Source organism: Streptomyces sp. NPDC127129, from assembly GCF_042671585.1.
Taxonomy (GTDB): Bacteria; Actinomycetota; Actinomycetes; order Streptomycetales; family Streptomycetaceae; genus Streptomyces.
This window is the reverse complement of sequence record NZ_JBHXTV010000011.1, coordinates 239,915-253,954: the sequence shown is the minus strand read 5'-3', so window position 1 is coordinate 253,954 and position 14,040 is coordinate 239,915. Positions and strand designations below refer to the sequence as shown.

Below are 14,040 nucleotides of genomic sequence, written 5' to 3'. Positions count from 1 at the left end.
CCGCGGTTCACCGCGGCGGTGCTCCGGTATTTCCGTGGAGCCCCGCCTGTGTCCCGTCCGGGGCATTTTTCATATCCCGGCGCGGTTGGTCTCAACAGTTATAGACATACGCGTCCGTCCGCCAGGCGGTCGCGTGGTGCTACCGAGGAGGATCCATCAGCGCCGAGCCCCGCATCAACGACCGGATTCGCGTTCCCGAGGTGCGACTTGTCGGTCCCAGCGGCGAGCAGGTCGGGATTGTTCCGCTTGCCAAGGCCCTGGAGCTCGCACAGGAGTACGACCTCGACCTGGTCGAGGTCGCGGCGAACGCCCGTCCGCCCGTGTGCAAGCTCATGGACTACGGGAAGTTCAAGTACGAGTCGGCCATGAAGGCCCGTGAGGCGCGCAAGAACCAGGCGCACACGGTCATCAAGGAGATGAAGCTCCGGCCGAAGATCGACCCGCACGACTACGACACCAAGAAGGGTCACGTCGTCCGGTTCCTCAAGCAGGGCGACAAGGTCAAGATCACGATCATGTTCCGTGGTCGTGAGCAGTCCCGCCCCGAGCTTGGTTTCCGGCTGCTGCAGCGGCTGGCGTCGGACGTCGAGGAGCTTGGCTTCATCGAGTCCAACCCGAAGCAGGACGGCCGGAACATGATCATGGTTCTCGGCCCGCACAAGAAGAAGACCGAGGCCATGGCCGAGGCGCGTGAGGCCCAGGCCGCGCGCAAGGCGGAGCGTCAGGGCGGTTCGTCCGACGAGACCGCCGAGGCTCCGGCCGCGGAGGCTTCGGCCGAGGCTCCCGCCGAGGCCGAGAACCCCGAGGCGTGACCCGAGGGGCTGCCACCCAGGCAGCCCCGGGCCTCGCCCGGAACCACCACACGAGAACTGACGCTCCTGGATGTCCGGTGCCTGCACCGGAGGAGCGCCACTGACGAGGAGATAACGGCGCGATGCCGAAGAACAAGACGCACTCCGGTGCCAAGAAGCGCTTCAAGATCACCGGCTCCGGCAAGGTGCTGCGCGAGCGCGCCGGCAAGCGCCACCTGCTCGAGCACAAGTCGTCCAAGCTGACGCGTCGCCTCACCGGCAACGCCGAGATGGCCCCGGGCGACGCGGCCAAGATCAAGAAGATGCTGGGCATCTGAGCTTGATCTCCCGCCCTCGGCGACGAGGGCATCCGGCCAAGACCGGGACCCATCCGTTTTCCGGGTCGTGTGAGTACCACCACGACCCCGCTACAAGGAGTTAAGAAGTGGCACGCGTCAAGCGGGCAGTCAACGCCCACAAGAAGCGCCGGGCGATCCTCGAGCAGGCCAGCGGCTACCGCGGTCAGCGTTCGCGCCTGTACCGCAAGGCCAAGGAGCAGGTCACCCACTCCCTGGTCTACAACTACAACGACCGCAAGAAGCGCAAGGGCGACTTCCGTCAGCTGTGGATCCAGCGCATCAACGCCGCTGCCCGCCAGAACGGCATGACGTACAACCGCCTCATCCAGGGTCTGAAGGCCGCCAACATCGAGGTGGACCGCAAGATCCTCGCCGAGCTGGCCGTCAACGACATCAACGCGTTCGCCGCGCTGGTCGAGGTCGCGCAGAAGGCCCTCCCGGCCGACGTCAACGCGCCGAAGGCCGCTGCCTGATCCTCAGGTCGCCGATCTTCCGCACCGGACCCGCAGGCCTTCGGGCCTGCGGGTCCGGTCGTGTTCGGACACCCCCGAGCCCCTTCACCCGCCCGGACCCCCGAAAAGAGCCACCGACCCCATGGGTACCCCCGAGCTGATCTCCCCGCGTTCGCCCCGTGTCGTCGCCGCGAGGCGGCTCGCCAAGCGCAACTTCCGGGGCAAGGACCGTCTCTTCATCGCCGAGGGCCCGCAGGCCGTCCGCGAGGCCGTGGAGCACCGCAGCGGCTCAGGCGAGCCCACCCTCGTCGAGCTCTTCACCACCGTCGAGGCCGCCGAGCGGTACGCCGGGATCGTCGAAGCCGCCCGCGTGGCCGGGGCCCGGGTCCACTTCGCCCCCGACGCCGTCCTCGCCGAGGTCTCCCAGACCGTCACCCCGCAGGGCATCGTCGGGGTCTGCCGCTTCCTCGACTCGCCGTTCGAGGAGGTTCTTGCGGCCAGGCCCAGGCTCGTCGCCGTCCTCGCCCACGTACGCGACCCCGGGAACGCCGGCACCGTGCTGCGCTGCGCCGACGCGGCCGGCGCCGACGCCGTCGTCCTCACCGACGCCTCCGTCGACCTGTACAACCCCAAGTCCGTGCGCGCCTCCGTCGGCTCCCTCTTCCACCTCCCCGTCGTCGTCGGCGTCCCGGTGGAGCAGGCGGTCGCCGGTCTGAAGAGCGTGGGCGTACGGATCCTCGCCGCCGACGGGGCCGGGCAGAACGACCTCGACGACGAACTGGACGCCGGCACGATGGGCGGGCCCACCGCCTGGGTCTTCGGCAACGAGGCCTGGGGTCTGCCCGAGGAGACCCGCGCCCTCGCCGACGCGGTCGTCCGCGTTCCGATCCACGGCAAGGCCGAGAGCCTCAACCTCGCGACGGCCGCCGCCGTGTGCCTCTACGCCTCGGCGCGAGCCCAGCGCCCCCGAACCTCCCGCTGAGGGGCTCCAAAGCGTCACCCGTACCTAGTAGGGTGACCAACTCGGGGGCCCACTGCGCTACACGGAGGGGTGGGGTACGGGGATGACGGTCGGCACGGACAGTCCCGCACAGGCACGGAGCACCGCGCCGGATGCCCCGGAGGGCCCGGACGGCGCCTCCCGACCCGCCCCGGACATCCCCGGCGTCGACCCCGACGAGCTGCCCGACGGCCTCGTCGTCGCCGACGCCACCGGACACGTCGTCTGCTTCAACGCCGCCGCCGCCCGCATCACCTCCGTACCTCCGGAGCGGGCCCTCGGCCTCCCGCTCGAACAGGCGCTGCCCCTGGAGGACCTCAAGGGGCGCCGCTGGTGGACCCTCACCGACCCGTACGGCGGGCTCGCCACCCGCCGCGGCCAGCCGGAGCGCAATCTTCTTCTGCCCGGCGGCCGCGAGGTCCTCGTCTCCGCCCGCTACGTCCGCGAGCACCCCACCGGTCCCGTCCGCCGGGTCGTCGTCTCGCTGCGCGGCACCGAGGCGCGGCGCCGTACCGAACGCAGCCACGCCGAGCTCATCGCCACCGTCGCCCACGAACTGCGCTCCCCGCTGACCTCCGTCAAGGGCTTCACGGCGACCCTCCTCGCCAAGTGGGAGCGGTTCACCGACGACCAGAAGCGGCTCATGCTGGAGACCGTCGACGCCGACGCCAACCGCATCACCCGGCTCATCGCCGAGCTCCTCGACATCTCCCGGATCGACTCGGGCCGCCTGGAGGTGCGCCGCCAGCCCGTCGACATCGCCGCCGCCGTCGGCCGGCACATCCAGGCCCACACCACCGGCGGACAGTCCCCGGACCGCTTCTTCGTCCGCGTCCGGCCCCAGCTGCCCGACCTCTGGGCCGACCCCGACAAGGTCGACCAGGTCCTCGGTAACCTGCTGGAAAATGCGGTGCGCCACGGCGAGGGAACCGTCACCATCGAGGTGGCACCCACCTGCGACACCCCCGACGGAGAGAAGGGAACGGCGGTCACCGTGAGCGACGAAGGCCCCGGCATCCCCGAAGAGTCGATGGGACGTGTCTTCACCCGCTTCTGGCGGGGGAGCAAGCGCGGTGGCACCGGACTCGGCCTCTACATCGTCAAGGGCATCGTCGAGGCCCACGGCGGCACGATCACCGTCGGCCGCGGCCCCCGGGGCGGCGCCGAGTTCCGATTTATCCTGCCCGTCGGCGCCCCGGCCCATCTCGCCTGACGAGATCACGAGCCGCCCGGGCCGCCCACGGGCTCATTCGCGTCCCCGCGCCCCGTTAGACTCGACCTTTGGCACGTTTGCGCCCTTGACGTCGAGCGGGGCCGCGCCCAAGCCAGCCAAACGGAAGCACGGGAAGAGATGTCCGCACCCAATAAGTCGTACGACCCGGTTGAGGTCGAGGCCTTGAAACCGGAAGAGATCGAGCGCATGCGGGACGAGGCGCTCGCCGCCTTCGCCGCCGCGGGTGACCTCGACGCGCTCGCGCACGCGAAGGTCGCGCACACGGGTGGCACGTCGCCGCTCGCGCTGGCCAACCGCGAGATCGGCGCGCTGCCGCCGCAGGCCAAGGCCGCGGCCGGCAAGCTCGTGGGCCAGGCCCGCGGCGCGGTCTCCAAGGCCCTCGCCGCCCGCCAGACCGAGCTCGAGGCCGAGCGTGACGCCCGCGTCCTGGTCGAGGAGGCGGTGGACGTCACCCTGCCGTACGACCGGGTCCCGGCCGGCGCCCGCCACCCCCTGACCACGCTCATGGAGCGGGTCGCCGACGTCTTCGTCTCCATGGGGTACGAGGTCGCCGAGGGTCCCGAGGTCGAGGCGGAGTGGTTCAACTTCGACGCCCTCAACTTCGTGCCGGACCACCCGGCCCGCCAGATGCAGGACACCTTCTTCGTCCAGGGCCCGGAGGGGACGACCGGCGACGAGTCCGGTGTCGTGCTGCGGACGCACACCTCCCCGGTGCAGGCCCGCACGCTCATCGACCGGGAGCCCCCGGTCTACGTGGTCTGCCCCGGCCGCGTCTACCGCACCGACGAGCTCGACGCCACGCACACCCCGGTCTTCCACCAGATCGAGCTGCTCGCCGTCGACGAGGGCCTGACCATGGCGGACCTCAAGGGCACCCTGGACCACATGGTCCAGGCGCTCTTCGGGCCCGACATGAAGACCCGGCTCCGCCCGAACTTCTTCCCCTTCACGGAGCCGTCCGCCGAGATGGACATGCTCTGCTACGTCTGCCGCGGCGAGTCCGTCGGCAACCCGGACCGCCCCTGCCGCACCTGCGGCAGCGAGGGCTGGATCGAGCTGGGCGGCTGCGGCATGGTCAACCCCAAGGTGCTCGTCGCCTGCGGTGTCGACCCGGAGAAGTACAGCGGCTTCGCCTTCGGGTTCGGCATCGAGCGGATGCTGATGTTCCGCCACAACGTCGAAGACATGCGAGACATGGTCGAGGGTGACGTCCGGTTCACCCGGCCGTTCGGGATGGAGATCTGATGCGGGTCCCGCTTTCTTGGCTGCGGGAGTACGTCGACCTGCCGGCGACGGAGACCGGACGTGACGTCCAGGCCAAGCTCATTCCGGCAGGACTCGAGGTCGAGACCGTCGAGCAGCTCGGCGCAGGCCTCACCGGTCCGCTGGTGGTCGGCAAGGTCCTCACCATCGAGGAGCTGACGGAGTTCAAGAAGCCCATCCGCTTCTGCACCGTCGACGTCGGCCAGGCCAACGGCACCGGCGAGCCCCAGGAGATCATCTGCGGCGCCCGGAACTTCGCCGAGGGCGACAAGGTCGTCGTGGCGCTGCCCGGCGCCGTGCTCCCGGGTGACTTCCGGATCGCCGAGCGCAAGACGTACGGCCGGGTCTCCCGCGGCATGATCTGCTCCGGCGACGAGCTGGGCATGGGCGACGACGGTTCGCACGGCATCATCGTGCTGCCGCCGGAGCTCGAGATCGGCATCGACGCGACCAAGCTCCTGGAGCTGTACGACGAGGTCCTCGACATCGCCGTCACGCCCGACCGCGGCTACTGCCTCTCGATGCGCGGCATCGCCCGTGAGACCGCCATCGCGTACGGCCTGCCGCTGCGCGACCCGGCGCTCCTCGACGTGCCCGCGCCGAACTCGTACGGCTACCCGATCCAGGTCGCCGACCCGGTCGGCTGCGACCGGTTCACCGCCCGTACGGTCGTCGGGGTCACCCCCGAGGCGCGTACCCCGATCTGGATGCAGCGCAGGCTCCAGAAGGCCGGCATGCGGACCGTCTCGCTCGCCGTCGACATCACCAACTACGTGATGCTGGAACTCGGTCAGCCGCTGCACGCCTACGACCGCACCCGCCTCGACGGCCCCATCGGCGTCCGCCGTGCCGCCGCCGGGGAGACGATCACGACGCTCGACGGTGTGAAGCGCGTCCTCGACTCCGGGGACCTGCTGATCACCGACAACAGCGGCCCCATCGGCCTCGCCGGTGTGATGGGCGGCGCCCACACGGAGATCGCCGACCCGGTGACCGACCCCGAGACGGGCATCGTCACGGGGACCACCGAGGTCGTCATCGAGGCCGCGCACTTCGACGCGATCTCGATCGCCCGCACCGCCCGTCGCCACAAGCTGGCCTCCGAGGCGTCCAGGCGCTTCGAGCGCGGGGTCGACCCGCAGGCCGCGGCAGCCGCCGCGCAGCGCTGCGTCGACCTGCTCGTGCTGCTCGCGGGCGGCACGGCCGAGGCCGGCGTCACCGAGATCGTCGCCCCGTCCGCGCCCCGCACGGTCACCATGCCGGCGGACCACCCGGACAAGGTCGCGGGCGTCGCCTACGGCCGCGAGACCGTCGTCCGCCGCCTCCAGGAGATCGGCTGCGACGTCTACGGGCAGGACGAGCTCGTCGTCACCGTCCCGTCGTGGCGCCCCGACCTCTACGTGCCGAACGACCTGGCCGAAGAGGTCATCCGCCTGGAGGGCTACGAGAACCTGCCCTCGACGCTGCCCAAGCCGCCCGCCGGGCGTGGCCTCACCGAGCGCCAGCGCACCCACCGCCGGGTCGGCCGCGCACTGGCCGGCGCCGGGTACGTGGAGGCACTGAACTACCCGTTCATCGGCGCGCAGGTCTTCGACCAGCTCGGCCTGGACGCCGACGACGCCCGCCGCCGGGTCGTCACGCTCGTCAACCCGCTCTCCGACGAGGAGCCCGCGCTCCGTACGACGCTGCTGCCGGGCCTGCTCGGCGCGCTGCGCCGCAACGACGGGCGCGGCAGCCACGACCTGGCGCTCTTCGAGACCGGTCTCGTCTTCCGGCCGGGTGAGCAGCCGGGCGTCGCCGTACGGCTGCCCGTCGACCGCCGTCCCACCGACGAGGAGATCGCCACCGTCACCGCCGCGCTGCCCGCGCAGCCGCGTCGCGCCGCCGTCGTCCTCGCCGGCGCACGCGAGCAGGCCGGCTGGTGGGGCAAGGGCCGTCCGTCCGACTGGGCCGACGCGATCGAGGCAGCCCGCACCGTGGCCGCCGAGGCCGGTGTCGAGCTGATCGTCGGCGCCGACCAGCACGCCCCGTGGCACCCCGGCCGCTGCGCCGCGTTCCACGTGGTCGTGGACGGCGAGAAGGTCCTCGTCGGTCACGGCGGCGAGCTGCACCCGCGCGTCGTGAAGGCGCTCGGCCTGCCGGACCGCACCTGCGCGATGGAGCTGGACCTGGACCTGGTGGAGAAGGCGAACGAGGGGCCGCTGAAGGCCCCGGGCATCTCCTCCTTCCCGGTCGCCACGCAGGACGTCGCCCTGGTCGTCGACACGGCCGTCCCGACCGCCACGGTCGAGGCGGCGCTGCGCGACGGCGCCGGTGAACTCCTGGAGGCCATCCGGCTGTTCGACGTGTACACGGGCGACCAGCTGGGCGAGGGCAAGAAGTCCCTGGCGTACGCGCTGAAGTTCCGCGCCACGGACCGCACCCTCACGGTCGACGAGGCCAGCGCCGCGCGTGACGCGGCCGTCGCCCTCGCGTCCGAGCGCACGGGCGCCGTCCTGCGCGGCGCCTGAGCACAGCTCCCCGGAGGGGGCCGGCCCGGTGACCACCGGACCGGCCCCCTCCGTCGTCGCCCGGTGCGCCCTTCCGTCTCCGCATGGTGCCCCTCCGCACACCCCGAGGACGCTCGGCCTGACAGGCCCCGTGTTCGCGAGGTGCAATAGGGGGAGGAGGCGCCATGGACGTCGCTGCGGAAGTCGAACGGGGACGAGAGGCCTTCGGCCGCCGGGCGTGGCGGGACGCCTACACCCGGTTGTCGGACGCCGACCGGGAGGAGCCGCTCGGGCCCGACGACCTCGTGCGCCTGGCCACCGCCGCCTTCCTGGTCGGACACGACACCGAGAGCGGCGCGGCGACGGAGCGGGCGCATCACGCGTACCTGCGTCTCGGTCTGCCCGCGCGCGCGGTGCGGTGCGCCTTCTGGCTGGCGATGCCGCTCATCCTGAAGGGCGAGACGGCCCGCGGGGGCGGCTGGCTCGCCCGGGCGCAGCGGCTGATCGACGACGGGCGGCTCGACTGCGTGGAGCAGGGGTACGTGCTGTTCCCCTCCGGGGTGCGGCTCGTCTACGAGGGTGACGTCACCGCGGCGTACGCGCTGTTCACCAGGGTCCTCGAGATCGGCGAGCGGTTCGCGGACCCGGAGCTGGTGGCTCTCGCGCGGCACGGCCAGGGCCGGGCCCTGATCGCCGGGGGAGAGACGGCCGCGGGTGCGACGCTGCTCGACGAGAGCATGGTCGCGGTCACGTCCGGCGAGCTGTCGCCGCTCGTGACCGGGCTCGTCTACTGCAGTGTCATCGAGGCCTGCCACGACATGTTCGACCTCCGCCGCGCGCAGGAGTGGACGGCGGCGCTGTCCGACTGGTGCGCCTCGCAGCCGGACCTCGTCCCGTACCGCGGCCAGTGCCTGGTCCACCGGTCCCAGGTGCTCCAGACCCGCGGCGCATGGCCCGACGCACTGGACGAGGCACGGCGTGCGTGCGAGCGGCTCGCCGGGCCGCCGGACCAGCCGGCGCTCGGCATGGCCCTGTACCAGCAGGCCGAACTGCACCGGGTGCGCGGCGCGTTCGCCGAGGCCGAGGAGGCCTACCAGCAGGCCGCCCGGTGCGGGCACCCGCCCCAGCCGGGGCTCGCCCAGCTCTGGCTCGCCGAGGGCCGTACCGGCGCGGCCGTCGCGGCGATCCGGGGCGCGGCCGACGAGACGCCGGACCCGCTCGGCCGGGCGAAGGTCCTGGCCGCCTACGTGGAGATCATGCTGGCCGACGACGACGTGCCCCTGGCCCGCGGCGCGGTGGACGAGCTGGCGCGGATCGCCGCCGACATCGGAGCCCCGCTGCTGTCCGCCGTCGCGGCCCACGCCCGCGGGGCCGTACTCCTGGCCGAGGACGACGCCCCGGCCGCTCTGGAGGCGCTGCTCGACGCGAGCCGGATCTGGGGCGAGCTCGACGCCCCGTACGAAGGGGCCCGGTCCCGCGTCCTGGTCGGCCGGGCCCGGCAGCGTACCGGCGACGTCGAAACGGCCCGGCTGGAACTCGACGCGGCGCGTCAGACCTTCCGGCGGCTCGGTGCGGCACACGACCTGGCCCGCCTCGACGCGCTCACCCGCGACCGGCCCCGTGACACCGCTGGGCTCAGCCCCCGCGAGATCGAGGTCCTGCGGCTGGTCGCCACCGGCCGCACCAACCACGCGATCGCCGCCGAACTGGTCCTCAGCGAGAAGACGGTCGCCCGGCACCTGAGCAACATCTACGGCAAGCTCGGCCTCTCCTCCCGCTCCGCGGCCACGGCGTACGCCTACGAGCACGACCTGGTCCGAGGGCCGGCGCAGTGGGCAGAATGACCCATCTCCGGGCGGACGGCACGGTTGGGGTGTTCTCCCGAAGCCGACGAGCCGCCCCGCTCCTAGTGTCGGTCACAGGGAACGGACGAGGAGGCCCACGATGAACCTCACCGACAGGGCGGAACACATCGAGACGGTCGTCATCGGCGCCGGTCAGGCGGGTCTCGCCACCGGGTACCACCTCTCCAGGCGCGGCCTGCCGTTCGTCGTCCTGGACGGCAACGACCGGGTCGGCGACAACTGGCGGTGCCACTGGGACTCGCTGCGCCTCTTCAGCCCGGCCCGCGTCGCCTCCCTTCCCGGGATGCGCTTCCCCGCGCCGCCGATGTCGTTCCCCACCAAGGACGAGATGGCCGACTTCCTGGAGACGTACGCCGCGACCTTCGCGCTCCCCGTACGCGGTGGCCGGCGCGTGCGGCGCCTGGCCCGCGAGGAGGGGAGATACGTGGTGACGACGGACACGTCGGTCTACGTGTGCGACAACGTCGTCGTCGCCTCGGGAACCTTCGGCCGAACCCCGTACGTGCCCGCCTTCGCCGACGCGCTCGACCCGCGCATCACCCAGCTGCACTCCAGCGCCTACAAGAACCCGGCGCAGTTGCGGCCCGGCGGTGTTCTGGTGGTCGGAGCCTCGCACTCCGGCGGGGACATCGCGCACGAGGTGGGAGCCGCGGGTCACCCCACCGTGCTCAGCGGCCCGATCCACGGTGAGATCCCGTTCGACATCGAGGGCCGGCCGGCACACGTGGTCTTCCCGGTCCTCTGGTTCGTGGCGCAGCACCTGCTGACGCTCCGGACACCGATCGGCCGCAAGATGCGTCCCGAGGTCCGGGCGCACGGCGGACCGCTGATCCGGATCAAGCGCGCCGACCTCTCCCGCGCGGGCGTCGAGATGGTGCCGGAACGCACGACGGGCGTGCGGGACGGGCTTCCCGTCCTCGACGGGGGCCGCGTGCTCGATGTCGCCAACGCCGTCTGGTGCACCGGTTTCCGGCAGGACTTCTCCTGGATCGACCTCCCCGTCACGGGCGACGACGGCTGGCCGCTGGAGGAGCGCGGAGTGGTGCCCTCGTCACCCGGTCTGTACTTCGTCGGGCTGTCGTTCCAGTACGCCTTCGCGTCGATGCTCGTCGGGGGCGCCGGCCGGGACGCGGAGCACGTCGTGCGGCACCTCGCGGGGTCCAGGGCGTCCCGCCCGGCCAGGGCGAAGGCCCTCGCCTAGCGCCGGACGGAACGCAGGGGACGCGCCGTGGACACGCGGACACCCCGGACGCGGGTGCGCGAGCACCTGGCCAGGGCGCACCGGCACCGGGCCGGCGGCCGTTACGCGGAGGCTGAGGGCGCGCTGCGCGAGGCCCTCCGGCTGGCGCGTGGCGCGGCCGGTCCCGCCTCGGCCGAGACGGCCGAGGCCGCGTCGGCCCTGGGCATCCTGCTCGAAGGGCTGGGCCGGACCACCGAGGCGGAGCAGTCCCTGCGCCTGGCGGTCCGCCTCTACGAGCGCGCCTACGGCCCCGACGACATCCGTCTCGCTCCGCCGCTGAACGCCCTGGGCGCCGTCCTCCACCTGCGCGGCGAGCTGACCGAGGCGGAACGTCTCTCCCACAGGGTCGTCGACATCCTGCGGCCCGCCACGCCCCGGCGCTCCCACGGGGCGTGACCCCGTAGCCGGGGCGCATCAGTGCGGGGTTCCCGCATGCGTGCGGGTGGCGCACGAGTGGCGCGCCGCAGCGCGCCGGGGGCTCTCACTCCTTCGGGTGAGATGTCCGGGCCGTGTTCCCCCAGGCCCGGTGCGGTCGGGAGAATCGACGCGGCCACAGGGGCGGGCCTGTGCGCCGCAGGGCCTTCGGGCGCTGCAGGGCCTCAGGAAGGGCCGTGCATGATCCGTACCAGGACGTTGCTCTCCTACGACTCCCGGCTGCGCCGGCTGGGACCACTCGCCCTTCCCACCCTCTGGGGTGCCTCGGCCGTGACGTGGAAACTCTGCTGTCCCCTGGCGCAACAGCCCGGTCTCCCCATGCGCATCGCCACCAGCGTGCTCTTCTTCACCGTCGGCACCGGGCTCATCCTCGGCATCCGCCGCGGTCTCTCGCGCGAGCTGGAGCGGATGCGGGCCATCGCGGACGCCACCCAGCGCGTGCTGCTGCGCCCGCCCCCGCCCCGGCTCGACGGCCTCTCCGTCGCCGCCGGGCAGCTCTCCGCCTCCCGGGGCGCGTCCGTCGGCGGAGATCTGTACGAGGCGGTGGCCACGCCGTACGGCGTACGGGTCGTCATCGGCGACGTGCGGGGGCACGGCCTCGCGGCCCTCGGCGCGGTGGTCGCCGTGCTCGGCAGCTTCCGCGAGGCCGCCCACGACGAGCCCGAACTCGGCGGTGTGCTGCGCCGGCTCGACCGTGCGCTCGCCCGTCATCTGCGGGAGCGGGCCCGCGACGAGCACCCGGCGGTCTGCGCCGGGCGTGAGCCCGAGCACCCCGCGGCCGAGGAGTTCGTCACCGTACTGCTCCTGGAGATCCGCCCGGGCGGGGAGGTGTACGCCCTCAACTGCGGGCACCCCGGCCCGTACCGGATCTCCCACCGGGTGGAGCGCGTCCCCGTCGGCGACCCGCTTCCGCCGCTGGGAGCCTTCCCCCTGCCCGCCGAACTCTCCGCGCACCCCTGCGCCCGGCTCATGACGGGCGAGGCGCTCTTCCTGCACACCGACGGCGCGGAGGACGCCCGTGACGCGGCAGGGCGCTTCTTCGCCCTCGAACGGGTCCTGGCCGAGGCCGTCCGTGACGCGCCCGTCTCCCCGGCCGCGCTGGTCCGCCGTGTGCACGGCGCCCTGTTGCGGCACACCCGCGGCCGGCTCGCCGACGACGTGGCCCTGCTGGTCGTCCGCAACGACCGGGTGCGGGTTCCGGCGCAGCCCGCCGAACCCGGGCTGCGCCGTACCCGACCTGCACCCTCCCCTCACTGTTGAGCGACGGGACATGAGGCCGGCGCCGCCCGTCCCGCCTCGGAGTGTCGGGCAGGTCGGCGGGCGGGCGGCGCGGGGCGGGCCGCCGCACTGTACGAGGGGGGAGCCCGGCGGCCCGGTCGCCTTGCGGCGAGGCGCTCAGTCAACCGGCAGCGGGGCGGCGGCGGCAGAGCGCTCGGAGCGGAAGAACGGGCACTTCATTCACACCCCGTGCGAAACCGCCCTCCACTACGGTGGTCGGGCGCGGACCGAGTCACATCGGAGGGGCCCATGATGCCCAACACCCTGCTGGACGCCCTGCTGGACGAGGCGGGGATCTCGCGGGCCGGCCTCGCCGCGCACGTGAACCGCGCCGGCCGTGGCCGCGGCCTCGCCCTGCGGTACGAACACACCGCCGTGGCACGGTGGTTGAAGGGCCAGCGGCCGCGCGGCCAGGTGCCCGACCTGATCTGCGAGGTGCTCGGGGCGCGGCTGCACCGGGCGGTCACCCTCGACGACATCGGGCTCGGCGTCGGCGGCGGCGACACCGTCGCGTCCACCTCTCCGCTCTCCGGATTCGTCGAGCGGGCCACCGCCCTGTGGCGCTCCGACGAGCAGCAGCGTCCGCACATACTCGGCGCGCAGGCCGTCACCGGCACGCCCGCCGTGATGCCGGTCTGGGAGTGGGAGAACCCGCCGGAGGACGCCGACGTCTCCCGCGACGGCCGGACCCGGGTCTCGATGGCCGACATCACCATGCTCGGCGCCGCGCGGGCGCACTACGAGCAGATGTACCGCAAGGCGGGCGGTGTCGCGACGCGGGTGCGGATCGTCGGCTTCCTCAACGCCGAGACCGCGCCGCTCCTGCGCGGCTCGTACAGCGACAGCCTCGGCCGGCAGCTGCATCGCGCCACGGGCGGTCTGGTGGCGGTGGCCGGCATCTGCGCGTACGACTCCGACGCCCACGGCCTCGCGCAGCGCTACTTCCACCAGGCGCTGCGGCTGGCGAAGGCGAGCGGGGACCGCGGTCTGGGCGCCTATGTGGTCGCGCTCCTCGTCAACCAGTCGCTGTTCATGGGGGAGTACCGGCAGGGGGTGGCCTTCGCCGAGGCGGCGCTGCGGTCGGCCGGACGGCAGATCACCCCGGCGCTCGCGGCCGATCTCTCCGCGATGCAGGCGAAGGCGTACGCCCACCTCGGCGACGGGGCCTCGGCGCTGACGTGCATCCGGCGCGCGGAGGCCGAGGCGGAGCGGATCCGGCCGGGCCACGAGCCGGCCGAGACCGGCTACGTCCAGCCGGGACTGGTCAACGTGCAGGTCGCCGAGGCGCTGCTCAGTCTGGGTGATCTTCCCGCGGCCAGGGAGCACGCGCGGGAGGCCGTGGAGACTCCGGCGCACGACCGGGGCCGGGTGCACCGGCTCGCGATGCTCTGTCAGATCGAGCTTCGGCAGGGCGAGGCCGACGCGGCGGCGCGGACGGCGGTCGAGATGACCGAGCGGGCGCGCGGGATGGAGTCGCAGCGGCTGCGTGACCGGCTGAGGCTGGTCCGGGAGTACCTGCTGGCCACCGACTGCGCGGACGCGAGACAGGCGGCCGATCTCATCGACGGGGCGCTACGCGTTCCCCTGTGAGCCCCGGACTGCTGCCATATTGCCACCGAACAATCGGAAGGTGG

General features: G+C 72.8%; 12 protein-coding genes. All 12 read left to right on the top strand.

The features are described 5' to 3' along the window. Positions 1–155: 155 nt before the first annotated feature. Positions 156–812, top strand: coding sequence for a translation initiation factor IF-3 (gene infC, locus ACFVGW_RS22525; protein ID WP_352186621.1), 657 nt, complete (start codon positions 156–158; stop codon positions 810–812). 122 nt (positions 813–934) lie between these two features. After that, positions 935–1,129, top strand: coding sequence for a 50S ribosomal protein L35 (gene rpmI, locus ACFVGW_RS22520; RefSeq protein WP_019884943.1), 195 nt, complete (start codon positions 935–937; stop codon positions 1,127–1,129). Between the two features lie 107 nt (positions 1,130–1,236). Beyond that, the gene (gene rplT / locus ACFVGW_RS22515; protein ID WP_030493496.1) at positions 1,237–1,623 is read left to right on the top strand and encodes a 50S ribosomal protein L20; all 387 of its coding nucleotides are present in this window, start codon (positions 1,237–1,239) and stop codon (positions 1,621–1,623) included. Positions 1,624–1,744: 121 nt separating this feature from the next. Next, positions 1,745–2,584, top strand: a complete 840-nt coding sequence (locus ACFVGW_RS22510; protein WP_385853235.1) for a TrmH family RNA methyltransferase — start codon at positions 1,745–1,747, stop codon at positions 2,582–2,584. An 82-nt stretch (positions 2,585–2,666) separates the two neighbouring features. Continuing rightward, positions 2,667–3,815 (top strand): ATP-binding protein, encoded by a 1,149-nt coding sequence (locus tag ACFVGW_RS22505; RefSeq protein WP_352186458.1) that lies wholly within the window; start codon positions 2,667–2,669, stop codon positions 3,813–3,815. Positions 3,816–3,953: 138 nt separating this feature from the next. Continuing rightward, on the top strand, positions 3,954–5,081 hold the full coding sequence (gene pheS / locus ACFVGW_RS22500; protein WP_137990416.1) for a phenylalanine--tRNA ligase subunit alpha: 1,128 nt from the start codon (positions 3,954–3,956) through the stop codon (positions 5,079–5,081). Further along, complete coding sequence (gene pheT, locus ACFVGW_RS22495) at positions 5,081–7,609, top strand: phenylalanine--tRNA ligase subunit beta (protein WP_385853234.1); 2,529 nt, start codon at positions 5,081–5,083, stop codon at positions 7,607–7,609. The genes pheS and pheT overlap by 1 nt, the downstream gene beginning before the upstream one ends. A 164-nt stretch (positions 7,610–7,773) precedes the next feature. Beyond that, on the top strand, positions 7,774–9,432 hold the full coding sequence (locus ACFVGW_RS22490) for a LuxR C-terminal-related transcriptional regulator (RefSeq protein WP_385853233.1): 1,659 nt from the start codon (positions 7,774–7,776) through the stop codon (positions 9,430–9,432). 100 nt (positions 9,433–9,532) lie between these two features. Further along, positions 9,533–10,654, top strand: coding sequence for a flavin-containing monooxygenase (locus ACFVGW_RS22485; protein ID WP_385853232.1), 1,122 nt, complete (start codon positions 9,533–9,535; stop codon positions 10,652–10,654). 27 nt (positions 10,655–10,681) lie between these two features. Continuing rightward, positions 10,682–11,089 (top strand): tetratricopeptide repeat protein, encoded by a 408-nt coding sequence (locus tag ACFVGW_RS22480; protein ID WP_385853231.1) that lies wholly within the window; start codon positions 10,682–10,684, stop codon positions 11,087–11,089. Between the two features lie 219 nt (positions 11,090–11,308). Next, complete coding sequence (locus ACFVGW_RS22475; RefSeq protein ID WP_385853230.1) at positions 11,309–12,388, top strand: PP2C family protein-serine/threonine phosphatase; 1,080 nt, start codon at positions 11,309–11,311, stop codon at positions 12,386–12,388. A gap of 267 nt (positions 12,389–12,655) precedes the next feature. Further along, positions 12,656–13,996, top strand: a complete 1,341-nt coding sequence (locus ACFVGW_RS22470; protein WP_385853229.1) for a transcriptional regulator — start codon at positions 12,656–12,658, stop codon at positions 13,994–13,996. The last annotated feature ends 44 nt before the right edge of the window (positions 13,997–14,040 follow it).